Source organism: Mesorhizobium sp. RCC_202 (assembly GCF_041355295.1).
Lineage (GTDB): Bacteria > Pseudomonadota > Alphaproteobacteria > Rhizobiales > Rhizobiaceae > Mesorhizobium.
The window spans coordinates 512,017-527,399 of record NZ_JBFUPO010000004.1 but is presented as its reverse complement, the minus strand read 5'-3'; the positions used below and the strand labels follow the sequence as shown (position 1 = coordinate 527,399).

At 62.9% G+C, this 15,383-nt stretch carries 14 protein-coding genes; all 14 read right to left on the bottom strand.

All coding sequences use genetic code 11. The features are described from left to right. Positions 1–2: 2 nt before the first annotated feature. Positions 3–1,439, bottom strand: a complete 1,437-nt coding sequence (gene nuoN, locus AB6802_RS12670; protein ID WP_371010427.1) for an NADH-quinone oxidoreductase subunit NuoN — start codon at positions 1,437–1,439, stop codon at positions 3–5. Positions 1,440–1,452: 13 nt separating this feature from the next. Beyond that, a complete protein-coding gene (locus tag AB6802_RS12665; protein ID WP_371010426.1) occupies positions 1,453–2,961 on the bottom strand; it encodes an NADH-quinone oxidoreductase subunit M in 1,509 nt (502 codons plus the stop codon). Further along, positions 2,961–4,934, bottom strand: coding sequence for an NADH-quinone oxidoreductase subunit L (gene nuoL, locus AB6802_RS12660; protein WP_371010425.1), 1,974 nt, complete (start codon positions 4,932–4,934; stop codon positions 2,961–2,963). Before nuoL ends, AB6802_RS12665 begins: the two co-directional genes overlap by 1 nt. Before the next feature lie 11 nt (positions 4,935–4,945). After that, on the bottom strand, positions 4,946–5,254 hold the full coding sequence (gene nuoK, locus AB6802_RS12655; RefSeq protein WP_040982022.1) for an NADH-quinone oxidoreductase subunit NuoK: 309 nt from the start codon (positions 5,252–5,254) through the stop codon (positions 4,946–4,948). Between the two features lie 2 nt (positions 5,255–5,256). Next, positions 5,257–5,877, bottom strand: a complete 621-nt coding sequence (locus AB6802_RS12650; RefSeq protein WP_371010424.1) for an NADH-quinone oxidoreductase subunit J — start codon at positions 5,875–5,877, stop codon at positions 5,257–5,259. A 128-nt stretch (positions 5,878–6,005) separates the two neighbouring features. Then, entirely contained in the window at positions 6,006–6,497 is a 492-nt protein-coding gene (nuoI, locus tag AB6802_RS12645; protein ID WP_371010423.1) for an NADH-quinone oxidoreductase subunit NuoI, read from the bottom strand. After that, on the bottom strand, positions 6,497–7,540 hold the full coding sequence (gene nuoH, locus AB6802_RS12640) for an NADH-quinone oxidoreductase subunit NuoH (protein WP_371010422.1): 1,044 nt from the start codon (positions 7,538–7,540) through the stop codon (positions 6,497–6,499). Before nuoH ends, nuoI begins: the two co-directional genes overlap by 1 nt. A 2-nt stretch (positions 7,541–7,542) precedes the next feature. Next, a complete protein-coding gene (gene nuoG, locus AB6802_RS12635; protein WP_371010421.1) occupies positions 7,543–9,624 on the bottom strand; it encodes an NADH-quinone oxidoreductase subunit NuoG in 2,082 nt (693 codons plus the stop codon). Between the two features lie 74 nt (positions 9,625–9,698). Then, a complete protein-coding gene (locus tag AB6802_RS12630) occupies positions 9,699–10,382 on the bottom strand; it encodes an NADH-ubiquinone dehydrogenase (protein ID WP_371010420.1) in 684 nt (227 codons plus the stop codon). Positions 10,383–10,455: 73 nt separating this feature from the next. Further along, positions 10,456–11,760, bottom strand: coding sequence for an NADH-quinone oxidoreductase subunit NuoF (gene nuoF / locus AB6802_RS12625; RefSeq protein ID WP_371010419.1), 1,305 nt, complete (start codon positions 11,758–11,760; stop codon positions 10,456–10,458). 10 nt (positions 11,761–11,770) lie between these two features. After that, positions 11,771–13,111 carry an NADH-quinone oxidoreductase subunit E gene (locus AB6802_RS12620; protein ID WP_371010418.1) on the bottom strand — a complete coding sequence of 447 codons (1,341 nt, stop codon included), beginning with the start codon at positions 13,109–13,111 and terminating at the stop codon, positions 11,771–11,773. Further along, positions 13,111–14,301 (bottom strand): NADH-quinone oxidoreductase subunit D, encoded by a 1,191-nt coding sequence (locus AB6802_RS12615; protein ID WP_371010417.1) that lies wholly within the window; start codon positions 14,299–14,301, stop codon positions 13,111–13,113. Before AB6802_RS12615 ends, AB6802_RS12620 begins: the two co-directional genes overlap by 1 nt. Before the next feature lie 65 nt (positions 14,302–14,366). Next, a complete protein-coding gene (locus AB6802_RS12610; protein ID WP_371010416.1) occupies positions 14,367–14,744 on the bottom strand; it encodes a four helix bundle protein in 378 nt (125 codons plus the stop codon). A 34-nt stretch (positions 14,745–14,778) separates the two neighbouring features. Continuing rightward, positions 14,779–15,381 carry an NADH-quinone oxidoreductase subunit C gene (locus tag AB6802_RS12605; RefSeq protein WP_371010415.1) on the bottom strand — a complete coding sequence of 201 codons (603 nt, stop codon included), beginning with the start codon at positions 15,379–15,381 and terminating at the stop codon, positions 14,779–14,781. Between the last annotated feature and the right edge of the window lie 2 nt (positions 15,382–15,383).

Here is a 15,383-nt window from a genome sequence, read left to right as displayed (position 1 = left end):
CGTCAGAAAAAGGTCTTTGCGGCGGCTTCGGCATAGCTGCCGATCGGCCCGCCGATCAGCACGTAGAACAGCACGAAGGCGCCGCTTAAGCCGAGCACGACCCGCAGTTCGCTCGCCATCGGCACGAAACCGCCGACCGGCTCGTCGAACCACATGATCTTGATGATGCGCAGGTAGTAGTAAGCGCCCACCACGGAGGCCAGCACGCCGATGATCGCCAGCGCATAGAGATGCGCGTTGATGGCGGCGAGGAACACGTACCACTTCCCCCAGAAGCCCGCGAGCGGCGGAATGCCGGCCAGCGAGAACATCAGGATGGTCAGGATGGTGGCCATGTAGGGATTGGTCGACGAGAGACCGGCAAGATCGCTGATCTGTTCGACATTGCCTTCCTTGCGCCGCATGGCGAGGATGAAGGCGAAGGTGCCGAGCGTCATCACCAGATAGATCAGCATGTAGATGGCGACGCCGCGCACACCGTCCTGGCTGTTGGCGGCAAGGCCAACCAGCGCGTAGCCCATATGGCTGATCGAGGAATAAGCCATCAGGCGCTTGATGTTGGTCTGTCCGATGGCCGCGAAAGCGCCAAGCGCCATCGAGGCGATCGAAATGAAGACGACGATCTGCTGCCAGTCGGCGGCGATCGGCTTGAAGGCGCCCATGGTGACGCGCACAATCAGCGCCATCGCCGCCATTTTCGGCGCTGCCGCGAGGAATGCCGTGACCGGCGTCGGCGCACCCTCATAGACGTCCGGCGTCCACATGTGGAACGGCACGGCCGAAATCTTGAAGGCAAGGCCGGCCAGGACGAAGACGAGACCGACCACGAGGCCAAGCTGGCGCTCGCCACTGCCGAGTGCCGAGGCGATTTCCTGGAAGCCGACATTGCCGGTGTAGCCGTAAACCAGCGAGATGCCGTAGAGCAGCATGCCCGACGACAGCGCGCCAAGCACGAAATACTTCAGGCCCGCTTCGGTCGAACGCAGATTGTCGCGGTTGATCGCCGCCAGCACATAGATCGCCAGCGACTGCAGCTCGAGGCCGAGATAGAGCCCGATCATACCGTTGGCCGAGATCATCAGCATCATGCCGAGCGTGCACAAAAGGATCAGCACCGGGAACTCGAACTTGTCGAAATGCTCCTGGCGGGCAAAACGCATCGACATCACCAGCGCGACCGCCGAGCCGATCAGCGACAGCATTTTCATGAAGCGCGAAAAGGAATCCTGGATGAAGGCGCCGCCATAGGCAGGCCCGACCCCGCTGGAGAAGGCCAGCGACAAGCCGGCGATCACCAGCACGGCGACGGCAAGCACGGTCACCGTCATGGTGTTGTTGCTGCGCGAATAAGCGCCGATCATCAACAGCACCAGCGCGCCGATGGCGAGGATCAGCTCCGGCGTCGAGAGCGAAAGACTGGAGAGAAGTTCCGGCGTCATGGTTTATCCCCAGTCAGTTCGCCGCCGCGGTCTGCGCGGAATTGATGGATGCGGTGACGTTGGTGACGAGCGTCTTGACCGAAGCGGCCGTCGCGTCGAACACCGGCGCTGGATAGACGCCGAAGAAGATGACCAGCACCACCAGCGGATAGACGATCACCTTTTCGCGTGTCGAAAGGTCGAGCAGGTTCTTCAGGCTCTCCTTGGTCAGCGCACCGAAGATCACTCGACGATAGAGCCAGAGCGCGTAAGCCGCCGACAGGATCACGCCGGTGGCGGAAAAGAATGCCACCCAGGTGTTGACCTTGAACACGCCGAGCATGGTCAGGAATTCGCCGATGAAGCCTGAGGTGCCTGGCAGGCCGACATTGGCCATGGTGAAGATCATGAACACGGTGGCGTATTTCGGCATGTTGTTGACCAGGCCGCCATAGGCGTCGATCTCGCGTGTATGCATGCGGTCGTAGATGACGCCGACGCACAGGAACAGCGCGCCCGAGACAAGGCCGTGGCTGAGCATCTGGAAGATCGCGCCCTGCACGCCTTCCTGGTTCATCGCGAAGATGCCCATGGTGACGAAGCCCATATGGGCGACCGACGAATAGGCGATCAGCTTCTTCATGTCCTCCTGCATCAGCGCCACCAGCGAGGTGTAGATGATGGCGACGACGGAGAGCGTGAACACCAGCGGCGCAAACATCGCCGACGCTTCCGGAAACATCGGCAGCGAAAACCGCAAGAAGCCGTATCCGCCCATCTTCAAGAGGATGCCGGCCAGGATGACCGAGCCGGCCGTCGGCGCCTCGACGTGGGCATCGGGCAGCCATGTATGGACCGGCCACATCGGCATCTTCACCGCGAAGGAAGCGAAGAAGGCGAGCCACAGCCAGGTCTGCATATTGGCCGGGAAGTGATGCGTCAAAAGCGTCGGGATATCGGTGGTGCCGGACTGGAAGAACATCGCCATGATGGCGAGCAGCATCAGCACCGAGCCGGCCAGCGTGTAGAGGAAGAACTTGAACGAGGCATAGACGCGCCGCTTGCCGCCCCAGACGCCGATGATGATGAACATCGGGATCAGGCCGGCCTCGAAGAAGACGTAGAACAGCACGATGTCGAGCGCGCAGAACACGCCGATCATCAGCGTCTCGAGGATCAGGAAGGCGATCATATAGGCCTTGACCCGCTTCTCGATCGCTTCCCACGAAGCCAGGATGCAGAACGGCATCAGGAAAGTGGTCAGGATGACGAACAGCATCGAAATGCCGTCGACGCCCATGTGATAGGAAATCCCCGAATCCAGCCAGGCGGATTTCTCGACGAACTGAAAACCGGCCTGCGTGTTGTCGAAGCCCGACCAGATGAACAGCGACACCACGAAGGTGAAGGCCGTCGTGATGAAGGCGATCGCGCGGATGTTGCGGCGCCCGTTGTCATTGTCGTCGTTGATGAACAGGATGAGCAGAACACCAACCAGCGGCAGGAAGGTGACCAGCGAGAGGATTGGCCAGGCGGCGGTCATCAGAGCATCATCCAGGTGACGAGAGCGGCCACGCCGATCAGCATGGCGAAGGCGTAGTGATAGAGGTAGCCGGTCTGCAGCTTGACGACGCGGTTGGTGACGTCGACGACGCGCGCCGAGATGCCGTCGGGGCCAAGCCCGTCGATGATCGTGCCGTCACCGGTCTTCCACAGGAACCGGCCGAGGCGCTTGGCCGGCTGCACGAACAGGAAGTCGTAGAGCTCGTCGAAGTACCATTTGTTGAGCAGGAAGGCGTAGAGGCCGCGATGCTGCGCCGCAAGATTCACCGGCATGTCGGGCCGGCGGATATAGAACTGCCAGGCGACGGCAAAGCCGATCAGCATGGCGACGAACGGCGCCAGTTCCACCCACAGCGGCAGCTCGTGGATTTCGTGCAGGATGTGATTGTCCGGCAGCGTGAACAGCGACGCCTTCCAGAACTCGGCATAACCCTCGCCGATGAAGGAGCCGTGGAAGATGACACCGGCAAACAGCGCGCCGACCGCCAGCACATAGAGCGGGCCCAGCATCACCGGCGGCGATTCATGGACGTGATGCATCACCTCGTGGCTGGCGCGCGGCTCACCATGGAAGGTCATGAAGATCAGCCGCCAGGAATAGAAGCTGGTGAAGCAGGCCGCGATCACCAGGAGCACGAAGGCCAGGCCCGCGACCGCGTTATGACCGGCGAACGAGGTTTCGATGATGGCGTCCTTGGAGAAGAAGCCGGCCGTGCCGATCACCGTCGCCGGGATGCCGACGCCGGTCAGCGCCAGCGTGCCGATGACCATCATCCAATAGGTGTTGGGGATCAGTTTGCGCAGGCCGCCCATCTTGCGCATGTCCTGCTCGTCCGACACGGCGTGGATGACCGAACCGGAGCCGAGGAACAGCAGCGCCTTGAAGAAGGCATGCGTGAACAGATGGAAGATCGCCGCGCCATAGGCGCCGACGCCGAGCGCCACGAACATGTAGCCGAGCTGCGAGCAGGTCGAATAGGCGATGACACGCTTGATGTCGTTCTGCACCAGTCCGACGGTAGCCGCGAAGAAAGCGGTGAAGGCGCCGATGAAAGTGACGACGGTCAGCGCCGAATGCGACAGCTCGAACAGCGGCGACAGCCTTGCCAGCATGAACACGCCGGCGGTCACCATGGTCGCGGCGTGGATCAGCGCGGAAACCGGCGTCGGGCCTTCCATGGCGTCGGGCAGCCAGGTGTGCAGCGGCACCTGCGCCGACTTGCCCATGGCGCCCATGAACAGCAGCAGGCAGACCACCGTCAGCGCCGACTGCTTGTCCAGCGCATGGCCGAGGAAGGTCAGCACCGCGGCGCCCGCCGGCGCGCTTTCGGCCGGCAGATAGGTCGCCGCATTGGCAAAGATGGTGCCGAGATTGACCGAGCCGAACAGCACGAAGACGCCGAAGATGCCGAGCGCGAAGCCGAAATCGCCGACGCGGTTGACGACGAAGGCCTTGATGGCCGCGGCATTGGCCGACGGCTTCTTGTACCAGAAGCCGATCAGCAGATAGGAGGCGAGACCGACGCCTTCCCAGCCGAAGAACATCTGGATGAGGTTGTCGGCCGTCACCAGCATCAGCATCGCGAAGGTGAACAGCGACAGATAGGCGAAGAAGCGCGGCCGGTTCGGATCGTGGTGCATGTAGCCGATCGAGTAGATGTGGACCAGCGCCGACACGGTGTTGACGACGACCAGCATCACCACCGTCAGCGTGTCGATCCTGAGTGCCCAGGACGCGTCGATGCCGCCAGACTGGATCCAGCGCAGTACCGGCACCGTGAACACTTCACCATGGCCGAAGCCGACGGTGAAGAAGGCGACCCACGACAAAACAGCGGCGATCACCAGGAAGCCGGACGTGATGTATTCGGATGCCTTGGCGCCGAGCGAATTGCCGAACAGGCCGACAATCAGGAAGCCGAGCAGCGGAAGGAAGACGATAGCCTGATACATGGTCGTTCCCGTCAACCCTTCATCGCGCTGACGTCTTCGACCGCGATCGACCCGCGGTTGCGGAAGAAGACGACAAGAATGGCAAGTCCGATCGCGGCCTCGGCGGCTGCGACCGTCAGCACGAACAGGGCAAAGACCTGTCCGACGAGGTCATGCAGCGCCGCCGAGAAGGCGACGAAATTGATGTTGACCGCAAGGAGGATCAGCTCGACCGACATCAGGATGACGATGATGTTGCGGCGGTTCAAGAAGATGCCGAACACGCCGAGCGTGAACAGGATCGCCGATACGGTCAGATAATGTGCGATGCCGACGACCATCTTCAGATACCCTCGCCCGACTTGACCTTGCGGATTTCCATGCCCGTCGCCGGCGTGCGGCCGACCTGGGCGGCGATCGACTGCCGTCTGACCCCTTCCTTGTGGCGCAGCGTGAGCACGATGGCGCCGATCATGGCGACCAAAAGCACGAGGCCCGAAATCTGGAAGTAGTAGAGGTAGTCCGTATAGAGGATGTCGCCGAGCGCTGCCGTGTTGGAGCGCGTGGCGAGGTCCGGTGTATGCTTGGCGACCGTCGAGGCGAGCTGCGGCGCGAATGTGTAGCCGCCGAGCACGATGACCAGCTCAAAAAACAGGATGATCCCAACCGATGCGCCGATCGGCGCATATTGCGCCGCGCCCTGCTTCATCTCGGCGAAGTCGACGTCGAGCATCATGACGACAAACAGGAACAGCACCATCACCGCGCCGACATAGACGACGAGCAGGATCATCGCCAGGAACTCGGCGCCGGTAAGCATGAACAGGCCGGCGGCGTTGAAGAAGGTCAGGATCAGGAACAGCACTGAATGCACGGGGTTGCGCGACGAAATGACCATGAAGGCCGACGCCACGGCGATAAAGGCGAAGAGGTAGAAAAAGGCCGCCTCTAATCCAGTCAGCATGGGTTCCCCCGGGTTCCTGTCGGATCGGACCTTTCGTCCTTTCCGTACTCTGTGACTTCGTTCCGCCTCCGGTACCGAAGCCGCGTGTTCCTTAGACGAGGCCCCTCGCCCCGTCCATGCGTCAAATGTCAGCGATAGGGCGAGTCCAGCGCAATGTTGCGCGCCAGTTCCCGCTCCCAGCGATCGCCGTTGGCAAGCAGCTTTTCCTTGTTGTAGTAAAGCTCCTCGCGCGTCTCGGTCGCGAACTCGAAATTCGGCCCCTCGACGATGGCGTCGACCGGGCATGCTTCCTGGCAGAAGCCGCAATAGATGCACTTCACCATGTCGATGTCGTATCGCACCGTGCGGCGCGTGCCGTCATTGCGGCGCGGGCCGGCCTCGATGGTGATCGCCTGCGCCGGACAGATCGCCTCGCACAGCTTGCAGGCGATGCAGCGTTCCTCGCCGTTCGGATAGCGGCGCAGCGCATGCTCGCCGCGGAAGCGCGGGCTGGTCGGCCCCTTTTCGTGCGGATAGTTGATCGTTTCCTTCGGCGCGAAGAACTGGCGCATCGACAGGAAGAAGGCGCTGACGAAATCCTGCAGCAGCAGCGACTTTGCGGCTTGGCCGAGAGCGGACATCACGCAAACCCCGTGATCTTGAGGAAGGCCGCGGTGGCGACGACCATGAACAGCGAAATCGGCAAAAACACTTTCCAGCCGAGACGCATCAGCTGGTCGTAGCGGTAGCGCGGCACGAAGGCCTTCACCATCGAGATGCCGAAGAACACGAAGCAGACCTTCAGCACGAACCAGATGACGCCGGGCACAACGGTGAACGGCCAGAAGTTCAAGGGTGGCAGCCAGCCGCCGAGAAACAGGATGGTCGCCAGCGCGCACATCAGCACGATCGCGACATATTCGCCGAGGAAGAACAGCAGGAACGGCGTCGACGAATATTCGACCATGTGGCCGGCGACGAGTTCCGATTCGGCTTCCACCAGGTCGAAAGGTGGGCGGTTGGTCTCGGCAAGCGCCGAGATGAAGAAGATGATGAACATCGGGAACAGCGCCAGCCAGTTCCAGTCGAGGAACGTGTTGGGCAGACCGAGCCGCGTGCCAATCCCATCATGCTGCGACAGCACGATATCGGACAAGTTGAGCGAACCGGCGGTGAGCAGCACGGTGACGATGACGAAGCCGATCGAGACTTCGTAGGACACCATTTGCGCGGCCGAACGTAGTGCGCCGAGGAACGGATATTTCGAATTCGACGCCCAGCCGCCCATGATCACGCCATAGACCTCGAGCGAGGAGATGGCGAAGACATAGAGGATGCCGACATTGACGTTGGCGATCGCCCAGCCTTTGTCGACCGGAATAACTGCCCAGGCCGAGATCGCCAACACCGCCGACACCAGCGGCGCCAAAAGGAAGACGCCCTTGTTGGCGCCGGCCGGGATCACCGGCTCCTTGAAGACGAATTTCAGAAGGTCGGCGAAAGCCTGCAACGTGCCGAACGGGCCGACGACATTCGGACCGCGGCGCAGCTGCACCGCCGCCCAGATCTTGCGATCGGCGTAGAGGATGTAGGCGACGAAGATCAGCAGCACGACGATGAGGAGCATCGACTCGCCCAGAATCCAGAGCGCCGGCACCACATAGAGGAAGAAGAAAGTGTCCATGCTTATTCCGCCGCCTGCTTGAAGCCGCTCTTGGCCAGCGCCGAGCATTCAGCCATCACGGCCGACGCTCGCGCGATCGGGTTGGTCAGGTAGAAATCCTTCACCGGCGAGGTGAAGGTACCCTTGTTCAGGCGGCCGCCTAGCTTCGCCGCCTTGGCGACGTCATCGGCGCTGCCGGCCAGAACCTGGTCGATGCGGGCAAGATGCGGATAGTCGCCATAGAGCTTGGCGCGCAGTTGCGGCAGCGAATCGAAGGGCAGCTTCTTGCCAAGCACATCCGACAGCGCCCGCAGGATCGCCCAGTCCTCGCGCGCCTCGCCCGGCGCGAAGCCGGCGCGGTTGGTCTGCTGCACGCGGCCTTCGGTGTTGACATAGGTACCCGACTTCTCGGTGTAGGCGGCGGCCGGCAGGATGACGTTGGCGCGGTGCGCGCCGGCGTCGCCATGCGTGCCGATATAGACGACGAAGGCGCCGCCGGTCTTGGCCATATCGATCTCGTCGGCGCCGAGCAGGAAGAGCAGATCCGTCTCGCCGAGCATGCCGGCGACGTCCTTGCCGCCCTCGCCCGGCACGAAACCGACATCGAGGCCGCCGACCCTGGCCGCGGCGTTGTGCAGCACCGCAAAGCCGTTCCAGTCGGCGGTGACAGCATTGACCGCCGCAGCCAGCCTGGCTGCCTGACCGAGCACCGCGGCGCCGTCGGCGCGCGCCAGCGCGCCCTGGCCGACGATGATCAGCGGATGCGTCGCCTTGCTCAGCACCTCGAAGAACTTGCCGCTGCCATCCGCCAGCCCCTTCAGCGATTCAGGACCGGCGCCGATCAACTCGTAGTCATAGCGGGTGTCGCCGACCTCGCCGATGACGCCGACCGGCAGGTTGCCGAGGCGCCAGCGCTTGCGGATGCGGGCGTTGAGCACCGAAGCCTCGAAGCGCGGATTGGCGCCGATGATCAGCACCGCGTCGGCCTGCTCGATGCCTTCGATGGTCGGGTTGAAGATGTAGCTGGCACGGCCGAGCGACGGATCGAGTGCTGCGCCATCCTGGCGGCAGTCGATGTTCTTGGAGCCGAGCGCCGTCATCAGAAGCTTGAGCGCGTAAATTTCCTCGACCGCCGCGAGATCGCCGGCAATGGCGCCGATCTGCTCGGGCGTCGTCTTGCCCACCTGGTCCTTGATGGCGGCGAAGGCTTCCGCCCAGCTTGCTGCTGCCAGCTTGCCGTTCCTGCGCACATAGGGGCGGTCGAGGCGCTGCGTGCGCAGGCCGTCCCAGATGAAACGGGTCTTGTCCGAGATCCATTCCTCGTTCACCGCTTCGTTGACGCGCGGCAGGATGCGCATCACTTCGCGGCCTCTGCTATCGACGCGGATCGCCGAGCCGACGGCGTCCATGACGTCGATCGATTCCGTCTTGGTCAGCTCCCACGGCCGCGCCTGGAAGGCGAAAGGCTTGGAGGTCAGCGCGCCGACCGGGCAAAGGTCGATGACATTGCCCTGCAACTCGGAGGTCATCGCCTGTTCGAGATAGGTGGTGATCTCGGCGTCCTCGCCGCGACCGATCAGGCCGAGTTCGGAAATGCCGGCGACCTCGGTGGTGAAGCGGACGCAGCGCGTGCAGTGAATGCAGCGGTTCATCACCGTCTTGACCAGCGGACCGATATACTTGTCTTCGACGGCGCGCTTGTTCTCGTGGTAGCGCGAGGAATCGACACCGAAGGCCATCGCCTGGTCCTGCAGGTCGCACTCGCCACCCTGATCGCAGATCGGGCAATCCAGCGGATGGTTGATCAGCAGGAATTCCATCACGCCTTCGCGGGCCTTCTTGACCATCGGCGTGTTGGTGAAGATTTCCGGCGGCTCGCCATTCGGGCCGGGGCGCAGGTCGCGCACGCCCATGGCGCAGGACGCCTGCGGCTTGGGCGGACCGCCCTTGACCTCGATCAGGCACATGCGGCAATTGCCGGCGATCGACAGCCGCTCGTGGAAGCAGAAGCGCGGCACTTCCGCGCCGGCATCCTCCGCCGCCTGCAGCAGCGTGTAGTGGTCGGGTACCGTGATTTCTTTCCCGTCGACCTTGAGCTTTGCCATTCGCCTCAAACCCCTGCGGCTGTCCCGCAATCTATCTTTGCGGGCGCGGCTCGAGCCGCGCCCGGCATTTCATTTCACTTCTTGACGGCGAGCGTCGCCGCTTGCCTGGCCCAGTCGTCGCGGCCGATGCGGCCGGCAAGCGACAGATAATCCTCGACCCAGGCGATCTCCTCCGACGTCCACGCCGCGATCTGGCCATAGGTCCAGATGCCGAGACCGTTGAGCACCTTTTCCAGCTTCGGGCCGATGCCCGAAATCGCCTTCAGATCCGACGGCTTGGCCGGCTTGTCGATCGCCTTCGGCTGCCTGAAATCCTCAGGCATCAGCCCGGCTGCTACCGGCTCGGGAGCCGCGTCAGTGCTAGTCGCGTCGAGCGCCTTCTCGGTGGCGTTCGCCGCGATGTCGGTCACGTCGCGGGCAAAAGTCTGCGCTTCGGCAATCAGCGTATCGGTCGCCTTGCGCGCCTTGGAGGAATTGGCGGCCGCTTCGTTCTGCGCCTCGAGGTCGTCGAGGAACGGCTGGAACATGCGCTGCGACGCTTCGAGCGCCCCGGTGAACGCGCCCATCCACATGCCGACGGCGTGGTTGGCGAGACCCAGGCCAAGCGCCGACATCGCCGCCGCGCCGGCGACGGGATGCGCGAAAAGGTTGACGGCGCTAGCCATCTCCTTCGGCATCATCCTGGTCAGGTCCTGGTTCATTTTCTCGAATTGTTCCAAATCAGGCATCAACGGGTAAGGTATCGAATACGGCGCCATAGAAATCTCCTGGTCGTTTCTTCGTGCCCCGCCCCTGCGTTCCGTCTCGGGCTTGCGCCCGCATTCCAAAATTCTATTCCGCCGCCACCATCACCGGTTCGACCCGGTGCGCGTTGCGCGAAAACTCGTCGATGCGGCGTTCCACCTCGCCGCGGAAATGCCGCATCAGGCCCTGGATCGGCCAGGCGGCCGCGTCGCCCAGCGCGCAGATCGTATGGCCTTCGACCTGCTTGGTGACGTCGAGCAGCATGTCGATCTCGCGCTTGTGCGCCTCGCCGCGCACCAGCCGCTCCATCACCCGCCACATCCATCCGGTGCCTTCTCGGCACGGCGTGCACTGGCCGCAGCTCTCATGCTTGTAGAAGTAGGACAGCCGGGCGATCGCCTTCACGATATCGGTCGACTTGTCCATGACGATGACAGCCGCCGTGCCGAGGCCGGATTTGAGATCGCGCAACGCGTCGAAATCCATCGGCGCGTCCATGATCTGCTCGGCCGGCACCAGCGGCACCGAAGCGCCGCCGGGAATGACGGCCAGCAGGTTGTCCCAGCCGCCGCGAATACCGCCGCAATGCTCCTCGATCAGTTCCCGGAACGGGATCGACATCGCCTCTTCGAAGGTGCACGGATTGTTGACGTGGCCGGAGACGCAGAACAGCTTGGTGCCGGCGTTGTTGGGCCGGCCGAAGGACGAGAACCAGGCCGCGCCGCGGCGCAGGATGGTCGGCGCCACCGCGATCGACTCGACGTTGTTGACCGTGGTCGGGCAGCCATAGAGGCCGACATTGGCCGGGAAAGGCGGCTTCAGCCTGGGCTGGCCCTTCTTGCCCTCGAGGCTTTCGAGCAGCGCGGTTTCCTCGCCGCAGATATAGGCGCCGGCGCCATGATGCATGTAGACGTCGAAATCGTAGCCGGAGGTGTTTCCCTTGCCGATCAGCTTGGCCGCGTAGGCCTCGTCGATGGCGCGCTGCAGCGCCTCGCGCTCGCGGATAAACTCGCCGCGCACATAGATGTAAGCCGCGACCGCGCCCATGGCGAAGCCGGCGACCAGGCAGCCCTCGACCAGCGTGTGCGGATCGTTGCGCAGAATGTCGCGGTCCTTGCAGGTGCCCGGCTCGGATTCGTCGGCATTGACGACCAGATAGCTCGGCCGACCGTCGCTCTGCTTGGGCATGAACGACCATTTCAGCCCGGTCGGGAAGCCGGCGCCGCCACGCCCGCGCAACCCGCTAGCCTTCATCTCGTTGACGATCCAGTCGCGCCCCTTGGCGACGAGGCCGGGCGTGTCGTCCCAGATGCCGCGCGACTGCGCCCCGGCCAGCGACGTGTCGAACAGGCCGTAGATGTTGGTGAAGATGCGGTCTTTGTCCTGAAGCATTTTTCGTCCCTCAGACCGGCTTCTTGCCGAAGACGCGGATATATTCGGCGACGCCGCCCTTGGCGAGCGCCTTGGCCTGCTTCACCCAGTCGTCGCGGTCGATTCGGCCGCGGAAGTTCAGATAGCCGTCCACCCATTCCCGCTCGGCGCTCTTCCACGCGGCGACCTGAGCGAAACTGTAGATGCCGAGCGAATGCAAAGTTGCCTCGATCTTAGGGCCGACGCCGGAGATCAGCTTGAGATCGTCGACCGTCGCCGGACGCTCTATGCCCGCCGGGCGGTTCTTGTCCTCCAGCGACGGCTTTGCCGGCTTGGCGGCCGGCTGCTTGGTTTCCGGCGCCTTGAAAGCTGTGGCCGGCTCGGCCTTGGTCTTCGGCCCGTTGCGCTGCTTGGAAACAGCCTCGACTTCCGGGTCGGCCTGGTTGGCGTTGGCGGCCGAATGGCGCGGCGCCCTGACGCTGGCGCCGTTCTCGGTGGTCGGAGCGACCTTGACCGGCGACGGCGTGTTGAGCGCCGGGCTGGTTTCGACCGCATGCGTCTTCGGCTTGCTGGACTTGGACGGCGCAACCGGGCCTGAGGCCGACGGCGCTGCGGGCGCCGAAGCCGCGGGCGCGGCTGGAGCAGGTGCAGCCTGTGAGACGACGGCGGCGGGAACGGCGGCCGGCGCAGCAGCAGCGGCGTCCTTGGCCCCCTTCGCGGCGGCCTTGGCTTCCTTGTCGCGCGTCGACTTCAGGATCGCCTTTTCGCTGGTCAGCGTCTTCAGGCCACCGGCAGGCTCGGAGCCATGGCGGCCATTCTGCGGGCCGGGCTTCACGTCAGCGCCCTTGCCGGCGTCGTAGAGATCGATGATCTCGGCCAGCCGCTCGGGCGTCAGGTCTTCAAAAGTGTCCTTGAAGATCATCACCATCGGCGCGTTGACGCAGGCGCCGAGGCACTCGACTTCCTCCCACGACAGCGTGCCCTTGCCGTTGGTGTGAAACTGGTCGTGATGGATCTTGGAGCGGCAGACATCCATCAGCGCTTCCGAGCCGCGCAACATGCAGGGCGTCGTGCCGCAGACCTGGATATGCGCGCGCGTGCCGACCGGATTGAGCTGGTACTGCGTGTAGAAGGTCGCGACCTCGAGCCCACGGATGCGCGGCATGCCGAGCATGTCGCAGATCGTCTCGATCGCCGCCTTGGTGACCCAGCCTTCCTGTTCCTGCGCGATCATCAGCAACGGGATGATGGCCGACTGTTCGCGCCCTTTCGGATATTTGGCGATCCACTGCTCAGCCGCCGCCGCATTCGCCTTGTTGAAGGCGAAGGAAGCTGGCTGGACGCTGGCATCTGCGAGACGGCGGACTGACATTAACGATCGACCTCACCAAACACGATGTCGAGGGAGCCGAGAACGGCGGTGACGTCGGCCAGCATGTGGCCGCGGCACAGGAAATCCATGGCCTGCAGATGCGCGAAGCCGGGCGCGCGCAGCTTGCAGCGATAAGGCTTGTTGGTGCCGTCGGAGACCAGGTAGACACCGAATTCGCCCTTCGGCGCCTCGACGGCCGCGTAGACCTCGCCGGCAGGCACGCGATAGCCCTCGGTGTAGAGCTTGAAGTGGTGGATGAGCGCTTCCATCGAGCGCTTCATCGCCTGGCGCTTCGGCGGCACGACCTTGCCGTCGAGGTTCGACACCGGTCCGGCACTTTCCTTGCCGAGCAGGAGATCGATGCACTGGCGCATGATCTTGGCCGACTGGCGCATCTCTTCCATGCGCACCAGGTAGCGGTCGTAGCAGTCGCCGTTCTTGCCGATCGGGATGTCGAAATCCATCTCGGAATAGCATTCATAAGGCTGCGATTTGCGCAGGTCCCAGGCGGCGCCCGAACCGCGCACCATGACACCTGAAAAACCCCAGGCCCAGGCGTCGGCCAGCGAGACGATGCCGATATCGACATTGCGCTGCTTGAAGATGCGGTTGCCGGTGAGCAGCCTGTCGAGATCGTCGAGCGACTTCAGGAACGGGTCGATCCACTTGCCGATGTCCTCGACCAGCTTCTGCGGCAGATCCTGATGCACCCCGCCCGGCCGGAAATAAGCCGCATGCATTCGCGAGCCCGAGGCCCGTTCATAGAACACCATCAGCTTTTCGCGCTCGACGAAGCCCCACAACGGCGGCGTCAGCGCGCCGACGTCCATCGCCTGCGTCGTCACATTGAGGATGTGCGACATGATGCGGCCGATTTCGGAGTAGAGTACGCGGATCAGCTGGCCGCGCTTCGGCACCTCGATGCCGAGCAGGCGCTCGGCGGCCAGAGCGAAGGCATGCTCCTGGTTCATCGGCGCGCAATAGTCGAGCCGGTCGAGATAAGGCACTGCCTGCAGATAGGTCTTGGCCTCGATCAGCTTCTCGGTACCGCGATGGAGCAGGCCGATATGCGGATCGACGCGGTCGACCACCTCGCCGTCCAGCTCAAGCACCAGGCGCAAAACGCCATGCGCCGCAGGGTGCTGCGGACCGAAGTTGATGTTGAAATTGCGGACGGAGGTTTCAGCCATCGTGGCGCCTCTGGCGAAGAGTCAGTAGTGAGTAGTGAGTAGTGGTCATCAATCTCAATGCCTACTTATTCCGCCTGCTTTGCCTGCACCGTTCTGATGAGAGATCGCATCATTTTCCCAATCTCTTCGCATCGCAGTAGCAGCTCAGTCTCGTTATTTCGTTCCAGCATGCCGACACGGCATGCCAACAGTATATGTGTTTCCAGTTCCTTCAACGAGCCCTGCGCAATGCGCAGAAATTGAACGAACGAACCTCTATTCTCACGACCGTACCCTTCCGCAATGTTGGCGGCGATAGATACCGCCGAGCGGCGCATCTGGGAGGTCATTCCATAGATCTCATCTCTCGGAAAAACTTTGGTGACACGGTAACAATCTTCGGCAAGAACCATCGCCGATTGCCACACCACCAAGTCGCGATAAGATTCGATCCGCTTTTCCAATTCCTTCCCTACTGACTACTCACTATTTCCCTACTCACTGTTTCGCCTTCTCGTCGCCGGGCAGCACATAGTCAGTGCCTTCCCAGGGGCTCAAAAAGTCGAAGTTTCTGAACTCTTGCTTCAATTCGACCGGCTCGTAGATCACGCGCTTGGCCTCGTCGTCGTAACGAACCTCGACGAAGCCGGTCAGCGGGAAATCCTTGCGCAGCGGATGCCCGTCAAAACCGTAGTCGGTGAGGATGCGGCGCAAATCCGGATGGCCGGAAAACAGCACGCCGTAGAGATCGTAGGTCTCACGCTCGAACCAGTCGGCGCCGGGATAGACGGCGGTCATCGACGGCACCATCGTTTCCTCGTCGGCGTGGACCTTGAGCCGGATGCGGACGTTCTGCTTCGGCGACAACAGATGATAGACGACGTCGAAGCGCTTGGCGCGCGACGGATAGTCCGCCCCGCTGATATCGATGATCGAGATGAACTGGCAGCGCGCGTCGTCGCGCAGGAAGGTCGCCACCTCGATCAGATTGGCCGGCTCGACCAGAACCGTCAGCTCGCCATAGGCAAGCACTGTCTCGCCGATGCGTCCTGAGAGCTTCTCGCCAAGATAAGTGGAGAGGTCGTTCAATGCCTGGGTCATCG